We start from the raw sequence: 23,950 nt of genomic DNA, 5'->3' as shown, positions 1-23,950 counted from the left end.
TCCGGCTCAAGTTGGTGTGGGAGCTGGCTTGCCAGCGATGGACCGCGCCAGCGGTCCCAAAGCCAGCCAAGACCTGGCAGAAGTGAACAGCAAAAAGCCCGTGACTGCAAAAACAGCCACGGGCTTTTGTGTGTGAAACCGATCAGAAGTAGTACGGGAATTTCAGGCTGAAGGTGAAGTCCGGCGCATCGTCGGTAAGACCGATCGACAGGTTCGGAACAATGGTCAGCTTGTCGGTGGCAGCCAGGGTCATGCCGACGTTGAAGTAGGCGGCGTTGGCATCGCTGCCGGTGACGGTCGTCCAGTCGCCGCCGTCCTCCTTGGTCTTGGAGCGCCGTACGATCAGGTCGGAGACGGAGAAGGACATACTCATTTTCTCGTTCAGGGCGAACGCGACGCCAGCGCCAAGCTGGAAGCTGTCACCCAGTTTGACCTTTCCCGGGATTTTCTGGTTTTCGGTCGAACTGATGTCGCTGAACGAATCCTCGAGGTTGTGGGTGTACGACAGGCTGCCGAACAGCACCGCCGGGTCGAAGGTCTTGACCAGCGAGATACCGGGGCTGATCGACCAGACACCGTTGCCGGTAGGCAGGCTTTCCGGGTATTGCAGGCTGCTGTTTTGCGGATCAGTACGGAGTTTGATGCCGAACGGGTCTTTGCCGGTGGGCGCTTTGACCCGCAAGGTGAATACCGCATCCGGGGCGTAATCCGACTCGTCCATGAATTTGTAGGCTACGCCGACACTGGCGTCGCCAATAGTTGGATCGCGGGTAACGCTTCGTTCGGACAGCGCGGTGCCGGCGCCCCCAGCTTGGTTAGGCGTTCCACTCGCCCCCCCGGACTGGAAGGTAGTATCGCGATAGACCACTGGGACGTTGACGTCGAACTGCCAGCGCTGGTTGAGGTTGTAGCGCCCCGTCAGGTCAAGGGTCCAGGTATCGGATTTGACCCGGTCAAGGTTGATGTTGCCGAGGAAGATCGAGTCCAGCGCCAGGAAGCCGTTGAGCAGTAGTTGCTTGGTGTCGTACCGGGCATAGGTGATGCCGGTCTCGAGACTGAACCGCCCGCCACCGAAGAAGCCGCTCGCTTCGTCGTACAGGTTGGAAACGCTTTGTGCCGGGGCCGAGTCGTCTTTCAGCGATTCGCCGTAGGAAGCGCCACTGCCCGCCGCCGCGACCGCCTGGCCTTGCCCGGAAGGCTGGCTGGGCTTGCTTGCGGGGGAACGCACAAGGCGTTTGGGGGCTGCTGCTGCGGGTTGGTCTTCGACCTGACGGACTCGTTGCTCGAGGACCATCAGAGCTTGTTGCTGTTGTTCATAACGTTGTTTGAGCGCTTGCAACTCCTGTTTCAGCGCCTCCACTTGCGGATCCTGCGCCGCGAAAAGCATCGTTGAAGGAACCAGGGTGGTCAAACAGACGACTGCATTGAATGAAAACTTCCGGTGCATAGGTTAGCCATCCTTTCCAACTGCGCAATAAGTTGAAACAGAGCGTAGATCAATATCCGGAGATACGAAGGCCCTTCAACTGGTCCAGATTGCAGTTCAGTGCACCTGCCGTCGGCATGTTGTCGCGCAGTACCACATTGAGTTGGGTGATATTGCTGACAGCGTTGCTGCCGCCGAGCAACGTGGTGGCCTGCATCAGTCCGCCATCAGCCAGCCGCTGCAAGCTGGCACCCTGATTATTGGCGGCCTGGATGCTCATCTGGATGCCGGCAGAGGTCGAGGCGACGCTGAGGGTGCCGGCGTTGTTGCTGGCGCTGATGGTGGCGCCGCTGGCCAGTGCCTGGCCTTGCTGGGCGGCCATCTGCGGTGCCTGGCTGGCTTCGCTGACATTGATCTGGAAGTTGTTGTACGCGCTGTTGCCGTCGCCGGCGGAGCGGTTCACCTGGGTCACGCCCTGGCCGCTGCCGAGGCCGGCGCCACCGGTAACGGTGCCAGTGCCTTGGGCGGTGGAAGTGCCAGTGCCGTTTTCACCGGTCATGGAAACATAGAATTGCGGCTTGAAGGTCGACTGCTGCACTTGCAGCGAGGCCGTCGCGCCGATGCGGTCGCCATTGGCGTTTTGCCAGGTGCTGTTCATGACCACCCCGAAGCTGATGATGCGCCCGGGCATCACGTAGCGTCCGCGTAGCTGGTCCAGTTCCTGGTCCTTCACTTCGATGGGTTTGAACACCTGCGCCTGGGCAGGAAGGCTGGCCGCGAGACAGGCGGCGATCAGCCAGCGTGAAGTCTTCATCGGGTGCTCCCGGAGCTCCATGCTCGCTTGTTGTTAGAAGAAGTCGCTCTGGATGAATCCAAATTCCATCAATTGTGCATCGTCGATGGGCTGGAAGTTGTTGACGCGGTTCTTGGCGGTCAGCGGGTCCGGCGGGTTGAGCAGGGCGTTGCCCTTGTCGTAGCCGGGGCCGATGACGGCGAAGATGATGCCGTTCCAGCCTTTGACGAAGTCATCGAACTTGTAGCGTTTGTGGCCCAGTACCGGGTCGCCGACGTAGGCCCAGTCCTTGTCGGTGCGTTGCAGCACGACGAAGTGCTTGTAGCCACGGATGTCCATCAGTACTACAACCGGAATGCTTACGTCATGCAGGCTTTCCGGCGGGATCCGGTAACCCCGGGCACGCATGCCGAGGCTTTCCACGTAGCGTTTCATGTCGAGCATCGAGAAGCCCTGGACGCGGACCGTGTCCTGGTCGGAGTGGGCGAGCATGCCTTCGATGATGTGACCTTCATCCACGTCAAGCCAGTAGGCCTGTTTGAGGATGGTGCCCAGCGCGGCGGCGCCGCAACTGAAGTCGGTCTTTTGCTGAACCAGGTTGGCGAAGCGGCGTTCACGGATGCTTTGTACTGGCTTGTAGATCGTGACTCCGCCTGGCAGGGCGGATACCGCCATCTGCGCGGCGTGTACCGTGCCGATCTGACCGCTCAGGACTACCAGCAGCGTAAGCAGGAGCGCTCGCATGATGTTCCCCATCCTTTGAATTAGGAAAGGGGCCCCGAAGGGCCCCGATCAAGGCTGTTACATGCCAGTGCAGGCACGGCAGCCGGCAGCGATGGACAGCGAGTTGCTTTGTTGGTTGCCCGAGCCTGCCGAGACGTTGGCACCGATGTTGCCCGACACGCCGTTCAGCGAGTTGGTCAGCGACGCGGTGTTGGTCACAGGGTTGGCCCAGCCGGTTGGGGTCAGCACTTGGTAGGAGGCTACGCCATACAGCGCGAAGTCGCCTTCTTCGTGGAACTTCAACGGATCTCTGTCGGTACGGCCACCGCGCTCGTTGTTATGACCGCCGCCATGGCCACCGCTGCTTTCGTCTTCCACGTAGCCCCAGCCATTGCCTTGGTACTGACCGTAGGCAGCAAAGCTGGAGTACAGGGTTTTGGTGTCGTAGGTGCGATCAGCTTCGTTGGTGACGTTCAAACCAGAGCTGTTCTGGTTGGCCGCAGCGCTTGCTGCGGCGACGCGGCCGCCGGACACGGCGATGGCCAGGTTGTTTTTCTGTTGGTTGAAGTCGCCGGCGGTGACGTTTACCCCAATGTTGCCGGAGCTGCCGTTGGCCGAGTTGTTGAGGGTTGCGGCGTTGCGGGTCGAGTAGTTCTTGACGTTGTTGCCGCTGTTGTTCTGAGTCGCGCTGGAAATAGCCATTGCGCTGCCGAAGATGAAGCTTTCGTCGGCGGTGGCGATTGCGGCGACGTTGTCTTGTTGGTTGCCGTCACCGGCCGCGGTGTTGGCGCCCAGGTTGCCCTGCGAGCCACTGGCCGAGTTTTCCATCGTCGCAGTGTTGCGTGTGCCTTCGTTTTTCACCCGGTTGCCGCTGTTGTTCTGGGTGTCGATCACCGTCGCGGCGGAGCCAGCGTTGATCAGAAGGGACAGCAGCAGGGACTGGGTATTGTCGTGATCGTTATGGTGTCCGCGACCACCGCCATGGTCATCGTTACGTCCACCTGCTTGTGCAGCAACTGCCATGACCGCTGCGAGTGCGAATACCAGAGGCTTGAGTGCCATTGTGGGTTTCATGGTGTTTCTCCGCATTATTTATGATTGTTAAGTGTTGTGTTGCCTTCTCGGGTCAGTCAGCGACCCGCACGCTCAGGGTGTTGCCCATTCGGTTTCCCACCCCTGCGCTCTGATTCAACTGAACCACGCCACGGCTGCCGGTGAATGCCTGGTCGCTGGTGCTGACCTGGCGACTGCCGGGTGTGTGGTCGGTTGAGTCGGAGCTGTTGGACAGCGCCACGTTCTGCTGGAGCAGGACGCTGTCATCGATGCTTTGCGGTACGGCGCTGATGCTGATGCGCACCGCGTTGGCTTGTTGCGTACCGGCACCGGCGGACTGGTTGATGCCCAGGATGCCGTTGCCGTTACTGAAAGATGTGCCGCCGATACTGGCGCTGGCATCGAGGGCGCGGCTGGAGGCCGTATCGATGCGCTGGTTGATCCGGGTGGTGGCCTGGGCGTCGTGGCCGATGGCGATGGCCCGGCTGTTGTTCTGTTGCTGCTGGTCGCCAGCAGCCTGGTTGATCGAAAGATTGCCCTTGTAACCTTGGGCGCTGCTGTCGATCCGGGCGTTGTCCTCGACGGGTGAAGCGGCCAGTGCGGAACCAGTGCAGAACAGGGCGATGAACAGAAGGGAGGCTTTCATCTCACTTGCCTCCGGTCAGGATCTGCAGCGGGGCGAGGCCGCGCTGGATACCCGAATTGACCGAGTTGGAGATGCTGTTGCCTGCGCCACCGCCGCCGCCCGTGGAATTGCCGAGACCTGGCAGGGTGCTGGGCACCGCGTTGATGCCGCGCACACCGCCCGAAGCGGCATCGGGGATCAGTACCCGGTTGATCGTGGCGCCACTGGCGACGCTGGCGAAGTCACCGTCGCTCAGTTCGTTGTTGGTCTGCGAGACGATGCGGTTGGAGGCGTTGGTGTTTACGGTGGTGGGGCTCGGATCCGGATGGTCGTTGCGCATGGCCGGGCGGGTCTTGACGTCACGGGTCAGGACGACCACACCGTTGCCTCCGGCCTGGACCTGGGCGGCGAGCAAGGAAGCGCTGAGTGCGCATCCGATGACCATAAGGCGAAGCAGGTTATTGTTGTGATTCCCCACGGCGGCGATTCCTTCTTTCTATTCGCTGGCCCTTCAGCGTTGCGAGAGAGAGAGCAGAAGCTGTGCCGCTTTTTGTTTATCGTGCGGAATCAACGGCTTGGGTGCGTCACGGGAGAACGCTTTGCGCTGGCTGTAACGCCGGTGAGACAACCCTGCGGCGACGGGAGCGGGGTGTGGGGCGGGATGCCGATAAACAGGGGTGGGGCGGCCACTGTATCAGCGGTGTGACAGTCCACTTGCGGATCGCGCGGCGCGGCTCTGCGCCGCGGGTCGGGCTGGCGTCGGCTGTATCAGCGAGTTAACACTCGGTCGCGCAGGCGGCGGCTTTGCCGTCCAGCAGGCGCTGGACCGTGGCGAGAACGATGGCGTGACGGCAGGTCCAGTCGCCTTCGATGATCATCAGCGGCTGACGATGCTGTTCCAGCCATTGCCGGCTGGAGTCGAAGAAGGCCCGGCGTTCATCCAGATCCGGCTGGCAGCGCTGGCCGTCGCTGATCCACGGCACGCCGTCGGGGCTGAGCAGCAGGTGCAGGTCATAGTGCCGCGCCAGTAGCGCCTGCTCCAGCCAGTCGGGGCAATCGGCGAACAGCGTCTGGCTCCAGAGGATATTGCTCAGCAGGTGGGTGTCGAGAATCAGCAGTTCTGGCTGGCGCTGGCGGGCGGCATCCTCCCAGGCCAACTGGCCGCGGGCGATGTCCGGGATGTCGGCATAGCAGGTGTCGCGCTGCTGCTCGTCGATGAAGTGGCGGACATATTCGCCAACCAGCTCACCCCCGAAGTGCGCCTGGATTTCGCCGGCCAGCCAGCTTTTGCCACTGGACTCGGGGCCCGCCAGCACCAGGACCTTCATGCCGCCACCACGGCGGGGTCGCGGCGCCATTCGCGCAGCCCCTGAACCGCCATCAGCGTGAACAGCGCATACAGGCCCGCAGTCAGGTACAGCGCCTGATAAAGGAACAAGCCGACGCAGACGGCATCAATGACGATCCACAAGGCCCAGCACTGCACGCGCTTCTGCGCCATCCACCCTTGCGCCACCAGGCTGAAGCCGGTGATGGTCGCGTCCAGCCAGGGCTGGGCGGCGTCGGTCCAGGTGCTCATGGCGCCACCAATCAGCAGGCTGACCACCAGGCCGAAGAGCAGCCCGAGATTGACCTGTCCAGGTGCCAGCAGGCTGACCTTGCGCGCTTCGCGCACGCTGTCTGGCCGCGTCCACTGCCACCAGCCGTACAGTTGCAGCACGGCGTAAACCCCTTGCAGCAGCATTTGCGAATAGAGCCTGGCATCGAAGAACACCCAGCTGTAGAGCAGCACCATGGCCAGGCCGATGGGCCAGCACCACGGATTCTGCTTGACCGTCAGCCAGACGGAGAGGGCGCCGAGGACGGCGGCGAACAGTTCGAGGCCGGACATCGGCGCTCCTTATACAGCAAGGAAAGAGGGCGGGGATTGTACCTGTTGGCCCGGTAGCCGCCAGTCGGGTTTATGCGTGTACCTGATATTTTTGTCAGTTTCGCGCTGTGACGTTTGCAGGCAGATTGTTCTTGCGGCGTTCAGTTGTGGCTGTTAAGTCGTTGTTACGTCGATTTACTCATTAAAGAAAGATCCCGACGAATTCAGGAGACACGGCGATGAGAAGGCGTATGAACAGGCTTGTTCCACTAATGGCTTTACCGCTCCTATTGCAGGCGACGATTGTACGGGCGGAGAGCTGCGAAGAAACATTGAAGTTGGTCGAGGAGCTCTATAACAACCAGGCGAGCAACTGCATGTCCCTGAGCGGTGATCGATCGGTCAGGAACCCGGCATCGGACTGTTCCGGTCTGCTAGTCAGAGGCACGATGCGACCTGAGTGGCAGGAAACGCCTCAACCTGCGGGCACCTATCACGTGTGGAATCCGAGCCCCACGGCCGTGCAAAAGGGGACCACGGCGGCCTCCTGGATGCGTTCCGACATCAAATATCAGACACCCGGTGTCAGCCACCACAATGGCATGCTGTTGTACCCGACTCACTACACACCGGCAGGCAAAACTCCGGTCAATATTGACTGCGCTTTCCCGATTGATGGCTATACGGATTCCCGGAACGATAATGGCTGCGGCGACAACGACAGAACCCCGAAGGTTGTGGAGACGTCCTGCCAGCAGAAAGGGGTCAACGGTTCTAGTTGGAAGGCCAGTGAATTTGATACGTTTGACGCAGTAGACCCTACAAGAAACATATCCCTGTGTGGTTTCGATATGAGGGGGCTGAGCGACGAACAACGCACGGATGCATTCCAGCAGTTCATGCAGGCCAGGCAGTCCATCGAAGGCACTCAAGGCTCATTCTTCTGGCAAACCGAAGTCCGTTTCAAGAACCCCGAGAAAGACAAGGCTCCGGTCCTAGCGTTCTTTTATAGCGAGGAAAAAACCATAATCCAACGCCTAAACAAACCCCGCATCGAAATCGATAACGTCGCGGATGCCTGGAAGAACGCGGAAGAGTACAAACAGGTTACGGGCGAGGAGCGGCCGGTCATCAAGATCGACTTCCCGAAAGATCCGAGCAGTAAGGCAACCTTCTCTTGCGCGGCCAAACCTGCACCTAAACCAGACACGGGCGGTGCAACCGACAATCCTGTTCCAACCGTCGGCGGATGGGGCACTGGGACTGATCCGAAACAATGCGCTCAATACATTGAATCGTTGGAATGGATATCGCGCTGGGACCCAGGCTTCAATAAAGAAGTCATGTCGCTCTCGGTAACGCCTACTGCATGTGGTCGCGAGATTGGAGAGGATCAGACTGAGAAACTGATTGCCGAGATGAAACAGAAAGCCCTGGCAGAAAAAGACGGTGCGAAGTACTGGGGGGATCGAGACCAGACATTACGTCGTCAGGCAGTGTGTCACATGGCGTTCGTCGATAAAGATCAACAAGGTAATGATTTCCCCGTCAGAAACAAGAAAGTCTGGAACCTTGAGCCGATCAGGCCGTATGTCTCGCATGAGCAATCACTCAAGGACAGTTGCAACTCGGTGAGGGTGGATGGTGCGACGGCTGGCGGGGGCGGTGCGCCTGCGCAATGCCCTGACTACATCAAGTCGGTCAAATGGATGGACCGGACTTATGCCGAATACCCCGGCAAAAAGATCAAGGCGCTGGAGGTGACGTACAACGACTGTGCACTCGGATTCGGGGCTGACAAAACCGCTGCGGTGATGGCGGAGATGAAGAAAAAAGCCTTGGCGGCAGATCCACAGGGCGCTAAATACTGGGGTGACAAAGATACATCGATGCGTCGCCAGAGTATTTGCCTTGCCCAGAAACACACCAAGAAGAATCCGGTGTATCTGGAGTCGATCAGGCCGAACGAAGCCACTCAGGAGCAAGTCAACGCAGCCGACTGCAACCACAAGTAACGAACGCCGGCGCTCATTGATTGAGACAAGGCTTTGTTGATCCACTTGAACTGCCGATATCCCGCGGATATCGGCAGTTTTTTTCATGTTCGAATTGCACCCGGGAAAACAGCGACCCGCCGAATTTTTCGAGGCCTACCTGACATTTCTGTCAGTTTCGCAAACGAGTGGGGTGTGGCAGTTTTCGAGCAGGCGGTCGGTAGTGGCATTCAGTCGTTTTCACGCCAATTCAATGAGCGGAGTACTCATCGTTTCTGGAGGCGTGTGTCATGCGAAAGACTGCTGAAAAAATAGTCCCGTTACTTATATGTCCCTTGCTGTTCGGGATGTCCCTGGCCAATGCGGAAACCTGCGAGGAAACGCTGAAGGTTGTCCAGACGCTCTACAACAATACGGTCGATAAGTGTGGCGACGACCCGGCCTCGGACTGCTCTGGTCTGTTGATCAGAGCTACGACCCGCGCGGACCCTGCGAAGGGTCAGAATTTTGATGTATGGAACCCAAGTCCTAAAGGGGTTGAGCTGGGCAGCACAGCATTTTCCTATATGCGCAAAGATATCACGTACGCTAATCCTGGCCGATTGACCGAAAACGGTTATATCAAGACGCCGATGGATTACCTCTGCGAAAACCAGACAACGGTCGACGCCCTATGTGCTTATCCAAAAGATGCCTGGACTGACGGACGGATTGACAAAGGCTGTGGGGACAATGTTGGTAACCCGAAGGATCCGAATGCCAAACCTACCGTGCCTGTTGAAAAGGCCTGTCAAGACATGGGGATCAAAACCGGCGGTGAATGGGTTACGCACTTTAATCGGTATGCGAGCGCTCGCATTCCAGATCAGTATCAATGCGGCTTCGGGATGATGAGCGACCGCTCGAAAGAAGACCGCACCCTGGCGTTCAAGGGCTTCATGGACGCACGCAAGTTGATTAAAACGGCTGCATTCGGAGTGATTACAGAAGTTCGTATAGACAATCCCCCGCAGGATGAGATGCCCGTGTTGGCGTTCTTCCAGACATCGAAAGGAGGGGGGGCGGAGGCGCTGAAAAATCAGCAGGATTACCTGAAAAAAACCGGTAATTATCGCCCTGTCATCGTCATCAAGTTTCCCCAGAGTGCTGGCGACGTTGCAACCTTCACCTGCGCCAGCAATCAGATGCCAGCTCCGGCGACACCGAATGCGACGCCAGGCTTTTGTCGTGTCGCGAGCGGTGGCGAAGGGAGTGCTTCCGGGCAATGTCCTGACTACATCAAGTCGGTGCAATGGATCCTTCGCAAAAATTATTACTCAGAGTACCCCGGCGAAGATGTCTGGGCGCTAGAAGTGGTCCTTAACGACTGCGCTAAAAAGTTCGGGCCTGACAAGACCGATGCGGTGTTCAATGAGATGAAAAGGAAGTCCTTGGCCGCTCACCCACAAGCGAAAGACTTTTGGGAGAAATATGGCAGCAAGGACCTGTCCATGCGACGTCAGCTTATTTGCCTCAACCAGAAATTCAGCGACAAGACGCCATGGTACCTGGAGACGAAAAGATCGAATGAACCCGATCAGAACAAAGTAAACGCCGCGAACTGCAACCACAAATAGTAAACGCCGACCTTGGTTGATGAAATACGGCTTCCCCGGCCTTGTTGAACTGCCGATACCCCCAAGGATATCGGCAGGTTTTTATACCCTGAACTGCCCCAGTACCTGCTCCAGATGCGCGCTCAGGCGATTGAGCGCGTGGCCGGAGTTGCTGGAGTGTTGCGCGGCGACGGCGGTCTGGCGCGACAGGTCGGCGGTTTCGGTGACGCTGCGGTTGATCTCTTCCACCACATGGGCCTGCTGCAAGGTGGCGCTGGCAATCGAGGCGTTGAGCGAGGTCAGGTTGTGCAGCGCCTGGCTGATGGCGTCCAGGCTGGCGCCCGCTTCACTGGCCTGCTCGACGGTTTCCCGCGAGGCCAGGCTGCTGGCGTCGATGGCCTTGACCGCCGCCTCCGACTGACCTTGCAGATGCTCGATCATGGCCTGGATCTCGGCGGTGGAACTTTGCGTGCGCTGCGCCAGCAGGCGCACCTCATCGGCGACCACGGCAAAACCGCGACCCTGCTCGCCCGCGCGGGCGGCCTCGATGGCCGCGTTGAGGGCCAGCAGGTTGGTCTGCTCGGCGATGGCGCGAATCACTTCCAGTACGCTGCCGATCCGCGTGCTCTGGCTGGCCAGGGCCTGGATCACATGGACCGCCTGGTCGATGGTGGCGGACAGTTCGTCGATCTTGCGCAGGCTGCCGTGAATGCTCTGCTGGCCTTGACGGGCGCGCTGCTGCGCCTCGCTGGTTTCGCTGGAGGCCTGCTCGGCGTTTTTCGCCACGTCCTGGACGGCGTAAGTGACCTCGTTGATGGCGGTGGCCACCTGTTCCATCTGCTGCGATTGCTGATCGCTGCGCTGCTGGGTCTGCCCGGCGTTGTCACCGACCTCGCCGGCCGAGTGGCCCAGTTCCCGCGCGGCGTCCTGCAGGCGCACGACCACCTGCTGCAACTGCCCGGTGAAGCTGTTGAAGTGCTGGCCGAGGCGGGTGATTTCGTCGTTGCCGTGGGTGTCCAGGCGCTTGGTCAGATCCGCTTCGCCGCTGGCAATGGTGGCCATGGCCTCCACGGCCTCCTGCAACGGGCGGACGATACTGCGGGAAATCAGCACCACCAGCAGCGTCAGAATCACCGCGATGGCGGCGCCCAGCAACGAAGCGTCACGCAACTGCCGCAGGAACTCGCTCTGCATGTCGTCGATATACACACCGGAGCCAATGATCCAGCCCCAGGGCTTGAACAACTGGATGTAGGAGGTCTTCTCTACCGGCTCGCTGGCGCCGGGCTTGGGCCAGCGGTAGTCGATGCTGCCAGCGCCGCGGGTCTTGGCCAGGCTGACCATTTCATTGAACAGGGCGAAGCCGTCGGGATCGCGGATGCCGGAGAGGTCCTGGCCTTCAAGCTTGGAGTTGGTCGGATGCATGAGCATTTTCGGACCCAGGTCATTGATCCAGAAATAGTCATTCTGGTCATAGCGCAGCGCTCTTACCGCGTTTAGCGCCTGTTGCTGGGCGGCGTCGCGGCTGAGGGTGCCGGCGGCTTCCTGACCCTGGTAGTACGTCAGGATCCCGGCGGCGGTCTCGACCACATGGCGGGTCTTTTCTGCCTTGGCCCGGTACAGGTCAGAGTGAATCTGATTGAGCATAAGCAACCCGAGGGTCACCAACATCGCCACGGCCAGCACCAGGATGAGCCACAGGCGCCGGCTGATCGACATACTGCGTAAAGTCTTCATGAAGGTCATCTCAAGTTCTTGTTATTTTGAGCATCCAAGCATGCTTTGCCGCTTCCACCTACTCGACCAATGGCTAAGTGGTTGATTCGGCTGGCTCCATTACGTGCGACCGGGCAGCGTTTATCCCACAGGTCTGATAGGATTTCGGCCTTCCTGCGCCAAATCTGAAGGGTATGTCGCGATTAAATGTGGCCGTTTCCGTTTATGGTCGCCGTCGCATGCCTTGGCCTTGAACAACCAAAGCGTAATGAAAACTAGAACGGGGCATGCCACGCGCATCGCCTTACGGGGGAATGATGGATTTTTGGACCGCCATGCAGGCAGTGATTCTCGGCATCGTTGAGGGTCTGACAGAGTTTTTGCCGATTTCCAGTACCGGCCACCAGATTATCGTGGCCGACCTGATCAACTTCGGTGGCGAACGGGCCATGGCCTTCAACATCATCATTCAGTTGGGTGCGATCCTGGCGGTGGTGTGGGAGTTTCGCCGCAAGATCTTCGACGTGGTGGTTGGGCTGCCACGCCAGCGTGAAGCGCAACGCTTCACCGTCAACCTGCTGATTGCCTTCATGCCCGCCGTGGTGTTGGGCGTGGCCTTCGCCGACCTGATTCACGAATACCTGTTCAACCCGATCACCGTGGCTGCGGCATTGGTGGTGGGCGGTGTGATCATGCTCTGGGCCGAGCGTCGCGAGCATGTGATCCGTGTTGCCGAAGTGGACAACATGCACTGGACCGACGCTCTGAAGATCGGTATGGCCCAGTGCCTGGCGATGATTCCGGGGACTTCGCGTTCCGGCTCGACCATCATCGGTGGTCTGCTGTTCGGCCTGTCGCGCAAGGCGGCCACCGAGTTCTCGTTCTTCCTGGCCATGCCAACGATGGTCGGCGCTGCGGTGTACTCGGGCTACAAGTACCGTGACCTGTTCCAGCCGGACGATTTCATGGTCTTCGCCATCGGCTTCGTCGTCTCGTTCATCTTCGCCATGATCGCCGTGCGCGGTCTGCTCAAGTTCATCGCCAGCCACAGCTACGCGGCGTTCGCCTGGTACCGCATCGTCTTCGGTCTGGTGATCCTCGGGACCTGGGCCTTCGGTGTGGTCGACTGGTCGGTGGCCCACGGCTGATGCGCTATCCGCGGCTCAAGCTGCTGGCGTTTGCCGTGCTCTGCCTGTTGCCGCTGGGCGGGGCCTTGAAAACGGGCCTCGCCGAACAGTTCTGGTTTCCTGCGCTGCTGTATATTGCGGCGAGCCTGGTGTGTGCCGGGCTCTACTGGCACGACAAGCGACAGGCGCTGGTGCGGGGCCAGCGCACTCCGGAAAAGCTACTGCACCTCAGCGAGCTGCTCGGCGGCTGGCCGGGCGCGCTGGTGGCGCAGCAACTGTGGCGGCACAAGACCCGCAAGCTGCCCTATCAGGTGGTGTTCTGGGTGATCGTGCTAGTGCATCAGGTAGTGTGGGTGGATGTGCTGTTTCTGGGGCAATGGCGGCATATCGTCTAGCTGCCGCCTCAACGCCCCGGTTCAATCCAGCAACAGCCCTACCTGCAGCCGCTTTGGCAACTTCCTCACCACCAACTGGTGTGACCGCCTCAACATGTCCTCAAGCGTCTCGCGCCCTAGCGAGTACGGCGGGGCGACGCTGATCCAGTGCGCCCTGGCCAGATACGGCGCGGGGCGAACCCCGGGAATATCGACGTAGCCGAGGAACAGGTCCTTGTCGACCTTGAACGACAACCCTGCACCCGCCAGGTCGAGCACCGCGAACATCTTGTTGCCGGCCACGGAAAACACCCGCACTCCGCCCCATTTATAGTCTTCCCGCGCGCCAGGCAGCGTCAGGCAGAACGCCGCCACTTGCGCTTCGTTCAGGGCCTTTTCAGACATAACGCTCTCCACATTCCTCGAAAGACGCGACCAGATGGTCGATCCACGCCCGCACCGCCGGCAGTACGCCGCGTCGATGCGGATAAACCGCTTGCAGGTAACCGCTGGGCATCGACCAGTCCGGCAGCAGCCGCACCAGCTCGCCGCTGGCCAGTTCGGCTTCGCAGTGCAGCAAGGGCAGGGCGGTGAAGCCCAGGCCGGCGAGCACCGCGGCCTTGCGCACGACGAAATCGTCGATCCCCAGGCGGGCTTCCAGGCTCAGTTCTTCACGCTGGCCTTCCTTGTCCATCAGTCGCAGGTGCACCAGCCGGTCGGCCTCTACCGCGCCGAGGACCGGTAGCACGGCCAACTCACTCGGGTGCTGAACCGGGTGCTGGCGGGCAAAGTCGGGGGAGGCTACCAGTTGCATCTGCGCTCGGTTGAGGCGGCGGGTGACCAGTGCCGGATCTTCATCGCCCAGGTCGCGGACCCGCAGGGCGACATCGATACCTTCGTTGATCAGGTCGACTCGGCGGTTGACCAGGACCATCTCCAGTTGCACGTGCGGGTACAACGCCAGGAAGCGGGTGATCACCTCCGGCAGAAAGGCGTGGGCCAGGCCCACCGGGCTGGACACCCGCAATCGCCCGCGCGGTTCGCTGGTCATGCTGGCGACCGCTTCGTCGGCCATTTCCGCTTCCAGCAGCATCGCCTGGCAGTGACGCAGGTAGCGTTCGCCCACGGCGGTCAGCTTCAGTTGCCGGGTGGTGCGCTGCAGCAAGCGCGTGCCGAGACGCTCCTCCAGCTCGGCGATTCGCCGCGACAACCGTGACTTGGGAATCCCCAGTTGGCGACCGGCGGCGGCGAAGCCACCGGCTTCAACCACGCGGGCGAAGTAGAACAGGTCATTGAGGTCTTGCATGATTGTTCCATCAGTAGGACGAACTAACGCAATTTTGCGATCTTATCAGTTATTGGTTATGCCGTTAGGATTGTCTCCATCGTGACCGCCGACCAGTGGTCCTCATTCAGGAGAGCCCCATGAAACTGTTGCATATCGATTCCAGCATCCTCGGCGACAACTCCGCTTCGCGCCAACTGAGCCAGCAAGTGGTCCAGACCTGGCAAGCCGCCGAGCCATCGATTCAGGTGGTCTACCGTGACCTGGCCGCCGATGCCATCAGCCATTTCTCCTCCGCCACCTTGCTGGCCGCGGGCACTCCGGAAGAAGCACGCGACGCCGCCCTGGCCCACGAAGCCAAGCTGAGCGCCGATACCCTGCAGGAGTTTCTCGACGCTGACGCCGTGGTGATCGGTGCGCCGATGTACAACTTCAGCATCGCCAGCCAGCTCAAGGCCTGGATCGACCGCATTGCTGTCGCCGGCAAGACCTTCCGCTACACCGAAACCGGCCCGGAAGGCCTGTGCGGCAACAAGAAAGTGATCGTGGTCTCCACCGCAGGTGGCCTGCATGTTGGCCAGCCTACTGGTGTCGGCCATGAAGATTTCCTCAAGGTGTTCCTCGGCTTCATCGGCATCACCGACATCGAATTCGTCCGCGCCCACGGCCTGGCCTACGGTGACGAGCCACGCAACAACGCTCTGCAGGCTGCCCAGGCACAGATCGCCAACGACCTGTTCGCCGTAGCCTGAGTCTCCGGCCTTCGCGGGCAGTAGATGCCCGCCCTGGCTGTCAGGAGTTTCATCGAGCTTTCATCTGCACCCATGTGGCCCGCTCTATGCTTTGCATTAGGCGGGTCATCGCCATTGGGTCAGGGTGAAAGCAAATGCGGGTTCTTCGGACGTTGTTGGTGCTCGGTGCGTTGTGCTGCAGCCTTGTGGTGCAGGCCGAGCCCGCGCAACAGTGGAGCGTCGGTCTGCACCGCATGAGCATTCCCGATCCGCTGGACGGCCAGCCCATGCAGGTGCTGGTGTTCTACCCCTCGAGCGGCTTGGCGCACTGGCGCCGGATCGACGGTTATCGCCTCAATGTCGCCGCCGAAGCACCGGTGGTGATGGGCCGTTTCCCCTTGCTCGCTCTTTCCCACGGCAACACCGGCACGCCCCTGGCCTTGCATGACCTGGCCAGCGCCCTGGCGCGGCGCGGCTTTGTGGTGGTTGCGGCGGTCCATCCCGGCGACAACGCCAAGGACCACAGCCGACTCGGCACCCTGAGCAACCTCTATGGTCGCCCGCTGCAAATCAGCGCTGCGATCAGTGCCACGCTGGAGGACTCGCTGCTGGCGCCCTATGTCAGCGGTGAACAGGTGGGCATGATCGGTTATTCGGCTGGTGCTGAAACCGCATTGATTCTTTCCGGAGCACGTCCCGATCTTCAACGACTGAAACGTTACTGTGAGGAACGTCCGCTGGATGCCGACGCCTGTACACGCCACGGCGAACTGGTCGCCGACCGCGACGACCTGCTGCCCGAGGCCGATCCGCGGGTGAGGGCGCTGGTACTGATGGCGCCGCTGAGCCTGATGTTCGGTCGCCAGGCGTTGGCAGAGGTGAAGGTGCCGGCATTGATCTACAGCGGTGACCACGACCAGTTGCTGGCCATCGACAAGAACGCCGAGGCCCTGGCGCGCAAGCTGCCGGTCACGCCCAACTACCGGCGACTGGCTGGTGCGGGGCATTTCGTCTTCATGTCGCCCTGTGACGCGGTCCAGCGCGAGCGCATGGCGGCGCTGTGCACCGATGCCGATGGCGTCGATCGGGTGGGTATTCACCTGTCGTTGCAGTCCGAAACGTCGCACTTCTTCAATCGCGCCCTGGGCGTGTCCAGTCGTGCGGGGCTGCATACCGCCGATCAGTGAGCGGGAGACCGACGTAGCAGCGTGAGGGTCAAGCCGACGCCCAGCAGCGACAGCAGGGCCGCCACGCAGAAGATCCACGCATAACCCAAGTGGGCCGCGACCGCACCCATCACCGGCCCGGCGATCGCCAGGGCGAGATCGAAGAACACCGCATAAGCGCTCAGCCCGGCACCGCGGCTGGTTGGCGGTACTTGCTTGATCGCCTCGACCCCCAGGGCCGGGTATACCAGCGAGAGGCCGAAGCCGGTCAGTCCTGCACCGAGCAGCGCCAGCAGCGGCGACGGTGCCAGCCACAGCAGCGTCAGGCCGAGCGTTTCCACCGCCATGCACGCAATCGCCACGCGGTAACCGCCCCACTGGTTGACGGCATTGACGAACATCAATCGGGAAACGATGAAACACACGCCGAAGGCGCTCAGGCACCAGGCCGCGCCGGTCCAGCCGCGCTCCAGGTAGAAGAGGGTGACGAAAGTGGTCAGGGTGCCGTAGCCGATGGACGCCAGGGTCAGCGCCAGCCCGCATGGCGCCACGCGAGCGAACGCGGCCCAGAACGGCAGGCGTTCGCCACGCATGACCGGCAGCGATGGCTGGGTGCGGATCACCAGCAGCGCCAGAACGGCCATCGCCGTCAATGCCAGGCCGATACTGTAGAAGCCGGTTTCCTGCGCTAGCAGCACGCCGACCGGCGCACCGATGGCGATTGCGCCGTAGGAGGCGATGCCATTCCAGGAAATCACCCGCGCCGTGTGTTCGGCGCCCACCTGGCCAATGCCCCAGCTCAGTGTGCCGACGCCGATCAGACCCTGGGCGATGCCCAGTAGCACGCGCGCCACCAGCAGCAGGATCAGGCTCGCCAACGGCACACTGACCAGCAGCGCGGAGCCCCAGGTCAACAGACCGCTGACGGCTATCCCGGCCAGGCCATAGGCGATAGTGCGGCGGGTGCCGAGGCTGTCGGCCAGGCGCCCGGCCATCGGCCGGCTGAGCAGGGTGGCCAGGTACTGGATGCCAATGGTCAGGCCGGCGACTATCGCGCTGTAGCCCAGTACATCGTGGACATGGCCCGGCAGCACCGCGATCGGCAGGCCGATGCAGAGGAACGCAATAAAGGTGTAGAAGACGATCGACAGGATCTGCAGGGTGACCGAGGGCGCTTTGGGAGTCGCGGAGGGTGAAGCAGGCATGGGGTTTCGTTCGCAGGCAAGCGGTTGAAGCGTCACATCATGGCGGCAGGCGGGGAGAAAAGAAAGCAGGCTAACGAATGATTCGACAGCCGAAAACAACAGCGGACCGGCCCGTTCCCACTGTAGGGGACGGGCCGGCCCGCTGTATTACCGCTAAGCGATGATCAGACCACGACGCCCTGGCTACGCAGGTAATCGTCGTAGGTGCCGCTGAAGTCCACCACGCCGGTGGCGCTCAGCTCGATGATGCGGGTTGCCAGCGACGAGACGAACTCGCGGTCGTGGCTGACGAACACCAGCGTGCCTGGATAGTTTTCCAGCGCCAGGTTCAGCGCCTCGATGGATTCCATGTCCAGGTGGTTGGTTGGTTCGTCCATCACCAGCACGTTTGGCTTTTGCAGGATCAGCTTGCCGAACAGCATGCGGCCCTGTTCACCACCGGAAATCACCTTCACCGACTTGAGGATCTCGTCGTTGGAGAACAGCATGCGGCCGAGGGTGCCACGAATCACCTGTTCGCCCTGGGTCCACTGGCCCATCCAGTCGAACAGGGTGACGTCGTCTTCGAAGTCGTGGGCATGGTCCTGGGCGTAGTAGCCGACTTCGGCGCTCTCGGTCCATTTCACCGCACCGGCATCCGGGGTCATTTCACCGACCAGAGTGCGCAGCAGGGTGGTCTTGCCGATACCGTTCGGGCCGATGATCGCGACGCGCTCGCCGGCTTCGATGGTGAAGCTGAAGTCCTTGAACAGTGGCTTGCCGTCGAAGCCCTTGGAGACTTTCTCCAGGGTCACGGCCTGGCGGTGCAGCTTCTTGGTCTGTTCGAAACGAATGAACGGGCTGACCCGGCTCGACGGCTTGACCTCGGCCAACTGGATCTTGTCGATCTGCTTGGCGCGGGAGGTAGCCTGCTTGGCTTTCGAGGCGTTGGCCGAGAAGCGGCTGACGAAGGTCTGCAGCTCGGCGATCTGGGCTTTCTTCTTGGCGTTGTCCGACAGCAACTGCTCGCGGGACTGGGTCGCGGCGGTCATGTACTCGTCATAGTTGCCCGGGAACAGGCGCAGCTCGCCGTAGTCCAGGTCGGCCATGTGGGTGCAGACACTGTTCAGGAAGTGACGGTCGTGGGAAATGATGATCATGGTGCTGTTACGCGCCGTGAGGATGCTTTCCAGCCAACGGATGGTGTTGATGTCCAGGTGGTTGGTTGGTTCGTCGAGCAGCAGCACTTCCGGATTGGAGAACAGCGCCTGGGCCAGCAACACTCGCAATTTCCAGCCTGGAGCGACTTCGCTCATCGGACCGAAATGCTGTTCCAGCGGAATACCCAGGCCCAGCAGCAGCTCACCGGCGCGGGATTCGGCGGTGTAGCCGTCCATCTCGGCGAATTCGGTTTCCAGCTCGGCGACGGCCATGCCGTCTTCCTCGGTCATTTCCGGCAGCGAATAGATGCGATCGCGCTCGGCCTTGACCTTCCACAGCTCCTCGTGGCCCATGATCACCGTGTCGATCACGGTGAATTCCTCGTAGGCGAACTGATCCTGGCGCAGCTTGCCGAGGCGGGTGTTCGGCTCGAGCATGACCTGGCCGCCGCTTGGCTCCAGATCGCCACCGAGAATCTTCATGAAGGTGGACTTGCCACAGCCGTTGGCGCCGATCAGGCCGTAGCGATTGCCGTTGTTGAACTTGACCGAGACGTTCTCGAACAGAGGTTTGGCGCCGAACTGCATGGTGATGTTAGCGGTAGAAATCAAGTGCTTGTCCTGCGGGGGTTCCAGAGGTGTATTTAGTCGCTCGTGTCAGCGTTGGGCCAATCTTGGGCCAATTCGACTCTAGGCGGCAGCTTCTCCAGCTCCCTCCAGTCAGACGAGGAGCTGATCCATTTCGCGTAGGTAGAAAGCAACATCCAGACGCTGTGCCCAAGCTGATTCGCGATGAACACAAGGTTCATCGCGGCCATGAGGCACGTGGTTGCGTAGGTGCGGCGGGTGTCTTACTGACGGCGTTCACGGATGCTCAGCGCCTTGAGCGCTGATTTGAAGGCGCGGATTGTAACACCTGGCTCGTTGATCCACAGCCCACCTTTGCTCGGTTGCAACACGAAAGGGTTGACCGGGTGTTCCGACCTGGAGGCGAGGCGGTGCATGGGTTGCCTCCTTTGGGCGCATTTTGTACAGCCGAGCAGATCGGCAATGCGTTGTTCGGTGGTTTTGTCGACGCCACCGGTGGTGGCTGTTATGGATAAGTGCATTTTCAAAAGCCGCACCCGAAATAGCCGATACTCCGTAATCATCGGCCGCCAGGACGGTCAAGCTCGATTCGATGAGAACAACCAGCCTTGAGAGAGCGAAACGGCTTGCTGATGCGATTATGTTTGTGAGGTCTTCGAGGCAATAGCTCTCCATGCGCGCGCTAGACGCAGGCTTGATTTGGTTTTCAGTATTGGGAGGCGTAAAGGTTAATGGCTTTGTGCTATATAGCTCTTTTGCCAAGGACGCTCCCATGTCGACTAACTATCAAGCGCAGTACAAATCATCTGCAAATCAGCAGTGGCAAACTAAAACCCATGGCTCCGAAATGGGATGTATGCAGGAGCTTTCTCGGTTGAGGGCGAAGTACCCGTTTGCCCGGGTAATTGATCCGGCAGGTCGAGTTGTAAGCTAACTATGGAAAGGGCTTTCACGGGTGCGTTGCGCCCGCATCATCGCTAGTGAGAGTCGCTCATTTGTGGTTCACCCCTCTCCCTGATACCGTCGCTCCCTGGCCTATAGGAGGAATGGATGAGTAAGGTCAAGTATTGGGTGTTCACCGTTGGCGCAGTGCTGTCGGCCTTGTCCGGCGCCGCGGTTGTCTGGAAGGGGTTCACCGAAAACCATTGGTACTTGGCGGCAACGCCGATTTATTTGGTGATTGCCGTGTCGCTCTGGAACATGGCCTCCAGGCTTCGTAAAGCGTAGGGAAGATGCTGGTGCTCCTTGAGCAGTTCAGTCTGCTAGCATCGCGGTTTTGCAGTGAAGGACCCCATCATGAAGATCAACAGGGCATCCATAGCGCTGGCAGGTGTCGCCCTCATGACATGTACCAGTGCCTGGTCCTGGTACATGAAGGGCGACGTCATCCAGTTCAATGCGGCTGAGCGGAACTTCTGCGAGGCGGGGGCGATGGATGCTGCCGCTATCATGTACAGCAGGCAAATGGGTACGTCGCTGTCATATGCCTATGAAGCGTATTCCGATATCCATGAAAAGATGAGAGAAAAGTTCCGCAAGATGGCCGAAGACTATCCCATAGAAAGCACGAAAGAGAAGAAAATGGCAGTCGCCGATAAATTCACCAACGACATGCACAGAGGGTGCTTTCTATACCTGAAGGTGTCCCAGCCAGAGTCGTTTGCCGAGTAAGTTCAAACGTTGTTGCTATGGCAAACGTAATTTTTCATCGGTCATGAAACACCCCGCCCGCCACTGCCACCCTCAGTGTATTTCACCGCAAACGGATTGACTTAAGGCATCTTGCCATTATGGTGCTGTGACAATCATCGCGTGCGGGGAAAGGAACATGGCGAATCTGCTGGTAAAAGGCGCTCGGCTACTGGCCGTCGGGGCGGCATTGTCCAGCCTGCATGGCTGCATGCTCGACCCTGCGGGCATTGGCCTGACCCTGGCGCAGGCGGCCTATACGCCAGATGATCCGGAGCCCATCGACCACCTGACCCCGCTCAAGGACATGTATCGGGCGCAGGATTGTCCGCAATTGGACCGCACCGATGGGGCACTGAGATTCACTCTGGCCCAGCCCGGCGAGCACACTATCGTGCCGACGGCGCTGGAAGCCATCCGCCAGGTCAAGGCGGAAAAAGGCTGTCCGGCCGAAGCTCAGGTCGCTGCGACAGTGGCACCAGCTACGGCACCGGCTTTAAATACCGTGCCTGCCACCAATACGGCGTCAACTGCAAACGGGGCGCCGCTTACCGTCAATGTCGCTCCGCCAGCGTCCGGAAGGGGCTGGCTGGGCGCGTCGTTGCTTCCTGCCGACAAGTTGCACGACGTCCTCGTCCGGGACCTGGGCTTGCCCGACAGCCACGGGGTGTTGGTAACCGGTGTCATCCCGGGAAGTGCCGCGGCCCAAGCCGGGATCAAGGCCGCAGACGTGATCCAGTCCATCGACGGCCAGGTGTTTGACCAGACCACCCAGTTGATCGCCTACCTTGCCTCGACCAAGGCGGGCAGTCCGGTGACCCTGAAGCTATGGCGCAGCCGCAGCAGCATTACCCTTGTCGCCACCTTGTCGGGCACCCAGCCACCGCCGATTTACGCGGCGACGGGTTCGCTTATCTACTGCTATGCCACGGCAATGCCCGGCACACTCATCCCCGGCGGCGGCAGTTACTGGTTGAGCACGCCATTCGCCTTGCCGGGCGCAACGGTCAACAATGCCGCCGAGCGCGGGAAAGTGGTGGGTCAGCAGTTCAAGCAGTACCTGCTGAGCCAGGGCGTGAATCCCGAGACGGTCAAGGAGGCGTTCGGCATTTGCAGCCAGGGCATCGGCAACGCAAACACCTTCCTTGAAGCCGAAGAAAATTCGCGCAAACATCCTGCGTTCCTGGCCACCAATTCCACAAGTGTGAAGATCCTCTGGCAGCCCTGAAGCGCGAGGGCATCGTAAAGGCAAGGAGGCCTTGTTGAAATTCATTGTCATGGAGCTCCATCGCAGCGAGTTCCCCGATCCCATCACCTTCACGGAGGGCACCTCGCTGCAGGTGGGCGAGGCCTATCAGGGCGATGAAGGTTGGGAACACTGGTATTTCTGCGAAACCGCAGGGCAGCGTGGCGGTTGGGTGCCGGCTCAGGTGATCCAGATGCTGGCGCCGGGACAGGGCGTGGCGCGGGAGGATTACACCGCACGGGAACTGGACGTCGAGGTGGGGGAGCGGTTGCTGGGAGGGCGGCAACTCAATGGTTGGGTCTGGTGTGGCCGGGACGGCGAATCCGGCTGGGTGCCGCTACGTATTCTGCTCGCGTGCGGCTACTGACGCCTCAATCAAGCTGTTTGACCAGCAACTTGCTCTCGTTCATCCGTGCACGTTCGCTCCAGGAGGCGGTGTGGCTGGCCTTGTTCCAGCGCACTTTACTGATGCCATTTTCTTCGGCGCGGGCGATGGCGTCGGTGATGCAGCGCAGGCCCACGGTGGCGCCGACGCAGGCGCCGTCGATCAGCAGCGCGGCTTTCCAGGCTTCCAGCCAGCTCATGCCGTTGCGATCGGTGACCACGACCTTTTTCAGGCCGTTCTTTACATAGTGAATCTCGTACTTGTCCTGCATGTCCCTGCCTGTAGGCTGAACGTCCTTGAATTGCGAAATATTATCATTAGCGCTGACGTAATGACATTGGCGCATGGTCTTACACTAGTCGCGAATTGCCTGCGATAGAGCGGCGCAGATCAATTGTGCAGCGTTTACAGGGCGTCGCTGCTGTAGTTAACTGACCCGCCGTGGCACGTAGCCACCCGTCTTGAGGCAAATAGCTGTGACCTTGAGTTTCCGCCCCGTGCAGGCCAGCGATGTTCCGACCCTCTGCACCTTCGCCCAGACCGCCGACGAGGCGTTTTTCTTCTTTCCCAAGTGCACGTTTCCCGTCACACCTGAGCAAATGACTGCGGCCATCGCTCAGCGCAGCGACTCATCCGTGGTGGTCGAGGGCGATGAGGTACTGGCGTTCGCCAACTTCTACCAGTGGGAGCAGGGCGGCACCTGCTCGCTGGGCAATGTGCTGGTCTCGCCCGCCGCGCGTGGACGGGGCGTGGCGCGTTACCTGGTTCAGCAGATGATCGAGGTGGCGCGCAGCCGCCATCAGGCGCGGGAAATGAAAGTGTCCTGCTTCAATCACAACACCGCCGGATTGTTGCTCTACCCGGCACTGGGCTTCGTGCCATTCGGCATCGAGGAGCGTCAGGACCCGGCCGGCCAACGCGTCGCGCTGGTGCAGATGAAGCAACGGTTGGCGCCGGCAGACGGCGCGCCGTTGACGGCATGACTGCGACGGCCTATACAGGCCCGGTCAATTCGTACCCGTAGCAGGACATTTACCCACATGCATGATGAAGACGACGTTCACGAGCCCGAGCATGATCACCTGCTCGACCATGAATTTCATGACGATGACGAAAGTGAAACCCACGCCGACCCGATGTTCGACGACGTCGAGGACGAGGAATACGGCCTCGATGTGCTGGACGAAGAGGACCACGAAGACTGGTGAGCAACCCTCAGT

Annotated in this window: 27 protein-coding genes; 12 read left to right on the top strand and 15 right to left on the bottom strand. The window is 60.4% G+C overall.

The window, feature by feature from the left end:
• Positions 1-142: 142 nt before the first annotated feature.
• The 8 genes from DM374_RS28065 to pnuC form a co-directional block, all read right to left on the bottom strand.
• The gene (locus DM374_RS28065) at positions 143-1,447 is read right to left on the bottom strand and encodes a transporter (protein ID WP_110972825.1); all 1,305 of its coding nucleotides are present in this window, start codon (positions 1,445-1,447) and stop codon (positions 143-145) included.
• Between the two features lie 49 nt (positions 1,448-1,496).
• Entirely contained in the window at positions 1,497-2,240 is a 744-nt protein-coding gene (locus DM374_RS28060; protein ID WP_110972824.1) for a hypothetical protein, read from the bottom strand.
• Positions 2,241-2,273: 33 nt separating this feature from the next.
• Positions 2,274-2,963, bottom strand: coding sequence for a C39 family peptidase (locus DM374_RS28055; RefSeq protein WP_110972823.1), 690 nt, complete (start codon positions 2,961-2,963; stop codon positions 2,274-2,276).
• Between the two features lie 57 nt (positions 2,964-3,020).
• On the bottom strand, positions 3,021-4,016 hold the full coding sequence (locus DM374_RS28050) for a heme utilization protein (protein ID WP_110972822.1): 996 nt from the start codon (positions 4,014-4,016) through the stop codon (positions 3,021-3,023).
• A gap of 52 nt (positions 4,017-4,068) precedes the next feature.
• A complete protein-coding gene (locus DM374_RS28045) occupies positions 4,069-4,641 on the bottom strand; it encodes an adhesin (RefSeq protein WP_110972821.1) in 573 nt (190 codons plus the stop codon).
• Between the two features lies 1 nt (position 4,642).
• A complete protein-coding gene (locus tag DM374_RS28040; RefSeq protein ID WP_225422610.1) occupies positions 4,643-5,098 on the bottom strand; it encodes a hypothetical protein in 456 nt (151 codons plus the stop codon).
• A gap of 298 nt (positions 5,099-5,396) precedes the next feature.
• Positions 5,397-5,948: an AAA family ATPase gene (locus DM374_RS28035; RefSeq protein WP_110972843.1), complete on the bottom strand. Its 552-nt coding sequence runs from the start codon at positions 5,946-5,948 to the stop codon at positions 5,397-5,399.
• Complete coding sequence (pnuC, locus tag DM374_RS28030) at positions 5,945-6,511, bottom strand: nicotinamide riboside transporter PnuC (protein WP_110972820.1); 567 nt, start codon at positions 6,509-6,511, stop codon at positions 5,945-5,947. Before pnuC ends, DM374_RS28035 begins: the two co-directional genes overlap by 4 nt.
• Before the next feature lie 230 nt (positions 6,512-6,741).
• Between pnuC and DM374_RS28025 the strand changes: the two genes are divergently transcribed.
• Positions 6,742-8,505 carry a DUF2599 domain-containing protein gene (locus tag DM374_RS28025; RefSeq protein WP_225422609.1) on the top strand — a complete coding sequence of 588 codons (1,764 nt, stop codon included), beginning with the start codon at positions 6,742-6,744 and terminating at the stop codon, positions 8,503-8,505.
• A gap of 269 nt (positions 8,506-8,774) precedes the next feature.
• Complete coding sequence (locus DM374_RS28020) at positions 8,775-10,100, top strand: DUF2599 domain-containing protein (RefSeq protein WP_110972818.1); 1,326 nt, start codon at positions 8,775-8,777, stop codon at positions 10,098-10,100.
• 81 nt (positions 10,101-10,181) lie between these two features.
• Here DM374_RS28020 and DM374_RS28015 read toward each other — a convergent pair whose 3' ends face one another.
• Positions 10,182-11,816, bottom strand: a complete 1,635-nt coding sequence (locus tag DM374_RS28015) for a methyl-accepting chemotaxis protein (RefSeq protein ID WP_110972842.1) — start codon at positions 11,814-11,816, stop codon at positions 10,182-10,184.
• 296 nt (positions 11,817-12,112) lie between these two features.
• Between DM374_RS28015 and DM374_RS28010 the strand changes: the two genes are divergently transcribed.
• Together DM374_RS28010 and DM374_RS28005 are read left to right on the top strand one after the other, a co-directional pair.
• On the top strand, positions 12,113-12,943 hold the full coding sequence (locus DM374_RS28010) for an undecaprenyl-diphosphate phosphatase (protein WP_110972841.1): 831 nt from the start codon (positions 12,113-12,115) through the stop codon (positions 12,941-12,943).
• Complete coding sequence (locus DM374_RS28005) at positions 12,943-13,317, top strand: DUF1294 domain-containing protein (RefSeq protein ID WP_110972817.1); 375 nt, start codon at positions 12,943-12,945, stop codon at positions 13,315-13,317. Before DM374_RS28010 ends, DM374_RS28005 begins: the two co-directional genes overlap by 1 nt.
• Positions 13,318-13,338: 21 nt before the next feature.
• On the opposite strand, the gene DM374_RS28000 is transcribed toward DM374_RS28005, so the two are convergent.
• A complete protein-coding gene (locus tag DM374_RS28000; protein WP_110972816.1) occupies positions 13,339-13,701 on the bottom strand; it encodes an MmcQ/YjbR family DNA-binding protein in 363 nt (120 codons plus the stop codon).
• The gene (locus DM374_RS27995; protein ID WP_110972815.1) at positions 13,694-14,602 is read right to left on the bottom strand and encodes a LysR substrate-binding domain-containing protein; all 909 of its coding nucleotides are present in this window, start codon (positions 14,600-14,602) and stop codon (positions 13,694-13,696) included. The genes DM374_RS28000 and DM374_RS27995 overlap by 8 nt, the downstream gene beginning before the upstream one ends.
• A 119-nt stretch (positions 14,603-14,721) precedes the next feature.
• On the opposite strand from DM374_RS27995, the gene DM374_RS27990 reads away from it, so the two are divergent.
• Both DM374_RS27990 and DM374_RS27985 read left to right on the top strand, forming a co-directional pair.
• Complete coding sequence (locus DM374_RS27990; RefSeq protein ID WP_110972814.1) at positions 14,722-15,333, top strand: FMN-dependent NADH-azoreductase; 612 nt, start codon at positions 14,722-14,724, stop codon at positions 15,331-15,333.
• A gap of 134 nt (positions 15,334-15,467) precedes the next feature.
• A complete protein-coding gene (locus tag DM374_RS27985; RefSeq protein ID WP_110972813.1) occupies positions 15,468-16,499 on the top strand; it encodes an alpha/beta hydrolase family protein in 1,032 nt (343 codons plus the stop codon).
• On the opposite strand, the gene DM374_RS27980 is transcribed toward DM374_RS27985, so the two are convergent.
• From DM374_RS27980 to DM374_RS34570, 3 genes are all read right to left on the bottom strand, one after another.
• On the bottom strand, positions 16,493-17,683 hold the full coding sequence (locus tag DM374_RS27980) for an MFS transporter (RefSeq protein WP_110972812.1): 1,191 nt from the start codon (positions 17,681-17,683) through the stop codon (positions 16,493-16,495). The genes DM374_RS27985 and DM374_RS27980 overlap by 7 nt on opposite strands.
• Before the next feature lie 164 nt (positions 17,684-17,847).
• Positions 17,848-19,434, bottom strand: a complete 1,587-nt coding sequence (locus tag DM374_RS27975) for an ABC-F family ATPase (protein ID WP_110972811.1) — start codon at positions 19,432-19,434, stop codon at positions 17,848-17,850.
• 239 nt (positions 19,435-19,673) lie between these two features.
• Entirely contained in the window at positions 19,674-19,826 is a 153-nt protein-coding gene (locus tag DM374_RS34570; protein ID WP_225422608.1) for a hypothetical protein, read from the bottom strand.
• 634 nt (positions 19,827-20,460) lie between these two features.
• On the opposite strand from DM374_RS34570, the gene DM374_RS33295 reads away from it, so the two are divergent.
• The 4 genes from DM374_RS33295 to DM374_RS27955 all read left to right on the top strand — a co-directional run bounded on the left by DM374_RS33295 (position 20,461) and on the right by DM374_RS27955 (position 22,712).
• A complete protein-coding gene (locus DM374_RS33295; protein ID WP_157969761.1) occupies positions 20,461-20,637 on the top strand; it encodes a hypothetical protein in 177 nt (58 codons plus the stop codon).
• 69 nt (positions 20,638-20,706) lie between these two features.
• Positions 20,707-21,081, top strand: coding sequence for a hypothetical protein (locus DM374_RS27965; protein WP_110972810.1), 375 nt, complete (start codon positions 20,707-20,709; stop codon positions 21,079-21,081).
• 157 nt (positions 21,082-21,238) lie between these two features.
• Positions 21,239-22,327, top strand: a complete 1,089-nt coding sequence (locus DM374_RS27960; RefSeq protein WP_110972809.1) for a PDZ domain-containing protein — start codon at positions 21,239-21,241, stop codon at positions 22,325-22,327.
• Positions 22,328-22,361: 34 nt separating this feature from the next.
• A complete protein-coding gene (locus DM374_RS27955; RefSeq protein ID WP_225422607.1) occupies positions 22,362-22,712 on the top strand; it encodes an SH3 domain-containing protein in 351 nt (116 codons plus the stop codon).
• Between the two features lie 4 nt (positions 22,713-22,716).
• Here the strand turns inward: DM374_RS27955 and DM374_RS27950 are convergent, their stop codons facing one another.
• A complete protein-coding gene (locus DM374_RS27950) occupies positions 22,717-23,001 on the bottom strand; it encodes a hypothetical protein (protein WP_095153570.1) in 285 nt (94 codons plus the stop codon).
• A 205-nt stretch (positions 23,002-23,206) separates the two neighbouring features.
• On the opposite strand from DM374_RS27950, the gene DM374_RS27945 reads away from it, so the two are divergent.
• Together DM374_RS27945 and DM374_RS33545 are read left to right on the top strand one after the other, a co-directional pair.
• The gene (locus tag DM374_RS27945) at positions 23,207-23,713 is read left to right on the top strand and encodes a GNAT family N-acetyltransferase (protein WP_110972808.1); all 507 of its coding nucleotides are present in this window, start codon (positions 23,207-23,209) and stop codon (positions 23,711-23,713) included.
• Between the two features lie 57 nt (positions 23,714-23,770).
• A complete protein-coding gene (locus DM374_RS33545; protein ID WP_177431619.1) occupies positions 23,771-23,938 on the top strand; it encodes a hypothetical protein in 168 nt (55 codons plus the stop codon).
• Positions 23,939-23,950: the final 12 nt, after the last annotated feature.

The sequence above is a fragment of the Pseudomonas huaxiensis genome (assembly GCF_003231275.1).
GTDB lineage: Bacteria > Pseudomonadota > Gammaproteobacteria > Pseudomonadales > Pseudomonadaceae > Aquipseudomonas > Aquipseudomonas huaxiensis.
This window is presented reverse-complemented; position numbering and strand designations above follow the sequence as displayed.

Excerpts from the sequence above, each read along its gene's own strand:
- DM374_RS27960 (WP_110972809.1), top strand. The coding sequence starts at position 21,239 with ATGGCGAATCTGCTGGTAAAAGGCGCTCGGCTACTGGCCGTCGGGGCG.
- DM374_RS27995 (WP_110972815.1), bottom strand. The coding sequence starts at position 14,602 with ATGCAAGACCTCAATGACCTGTTCTACTTCGCCCGCGTGGTTGAAGCC.
- DM374_RS28055 (WP_110972823.1), bottom strand. The coding sequence starts at position 2,963 with ATGCGAGCGCTCCTGCTTACGCTGCTGGTAGTCCTGAGCGGTCAGATC.
- DM374_RS33295 (WP_157969761.1), top strand. The coding sequence starts at position 20,461 with ATGAGTAAGGTCAAGTATTGGGTGTTCACCGTTGGCGCAGTGCTGTCG.
- DM374_RS33545 (WP_177431619.1), top strand. The coding sequence starts at position 23,771 with ATGCATGATGAAGACGACGTTCACGAGCCCGAGCATGATCACCTGCTC.
- DM374_RS28010 (WP_110972841.1), top strand. The coding sequence starts at position 12,113 with ATGGATTTTTGGACCGCCATGCAGGCAGTGATTCTCGGCATCGTTGAG.
- DM374_RS28035 (WP_110972843.1), bottom strand. The coding sequence starts at position 5,948 with ATGAAGGTCCTGGTGCTGGCGGGCCCCGAGTCCAGTGGCAAAAGCTGG.
- DM374_RS27965 (WP_110972810.1), top strand. The coding sequence starts at position 20,707 with ATGAAGATCAACAGGGCATCCATAGCGCTGGCAGGTGTCGCCCTCATG.
- DM374_RS28045 (WP_110972821.1), bottom strand. The coding sequence starts at position 4,641 with ATGAAAGCCTCCCTTCTGTTCATCGCCCTGTTCTGCACTGGTTCCGCA.
- DM374_RS28020 (WP_110972818.1), top strand. The coding sequence starts at position 8,775 with ATGCGAAAGACTGCTGAAAAAATAGTCCCGTTACTTATATGTCCCTTG.
- DM374_RS27950 (WP_095153570.1), bottom strand. The coding sequence starts at position 23,001 with ATGCAGGACAAGTACGAGATTCACTATGTAAAGAACGGCCTGAAAAAG.
- DM374_RS34570 (WP_225422608.1), bottom strand. The coding sequence starts at position 19,826 with ATGCACCGCCTCGCCTCCAGGTCGGAACACCCGGTCAACCCTTTCGTG.
- DM374_RS28015 (WP_110972842.1), bottom strand. The coding sequence starts at position 11,816 with ATGAAGACTTTACGCAGTATGTCGATCAGCCGGCGCCTGTGGCTCATC.
- DM374_RS28005 (WP_110972817.1), top strand. The coding sequence starts at position 12,943 with ATGCGCTATCCGCGGCTCAAGCTGCTGGCGTTTGCCGTGCTCTGCCTG.
- DM374_RS28050 (WP_110972822.1), bottom strand. The coding sequence starts at position 4,016 with ATGAAACCCACAATGGCACTCAAGCCTCTGGTATTCGCACTCGCAGCG.
- DM374_RS27985 (WP_110972813.1), top strand. The coding sequence starts at position 15,468 with ATGCGGGTTCTTCGGACGTTGTTGGTGCTCGGTGCGTTGTGCTGCAGC.
- DM374_RS27980 (WP_110972812.1), bottom strand. The coding sequence starts at position 17,683 with ATGCCTGCTTCACCCTCCGCGACTCCCAAAGCGCCCTCGGTCACCCTG.
- pnuC (WP_110972820.1), bottom strand. The coding sequence starts at position 6,511 with ATGTCCGGCCTCGAACTGTTCGCCGCCGTCCTCGGCGCCCTCTCCGTC.
- DM374_RS27990 (WP_110972814.1), top strand. The coding sequence starts at position 14,722 with ATGAAACTGTTGCATATCGATTCCAGCATCCTCGGCGACAACTCCGCT.
- DM374_RS28000 (WP_110972816.1), bottom strand. The coding sequence starts at position 13,701 with ATGTCTGAAAAGGCCCTGAACGAAGCGCAAGTGGCGGCGTTCTGCCTG.
- DM374_RS28060 (WP_110972824.1), bottom strand. The coding sequence starts at position 2,240 with ATGAAGACTTCACGCTGGCTGATCGCCGCCTGTCTCGCGGCCAGCCTT.
- DM374_RS28025 (WP_225422609.1), top strand. The coding sequence starts at position 6,742 with ATGAACAGGCTTGTTCCACTAATGGCTTTACCGCTCCTATTGCAGGCG.
- DM374_RS28065 (WP_110972825.1), bottom strand. The coding sequence starts at position 1,447 with ATGCACCGGAAGTTTTCATTCAATGCAGTCGTCTGTTTGACCACCCTG.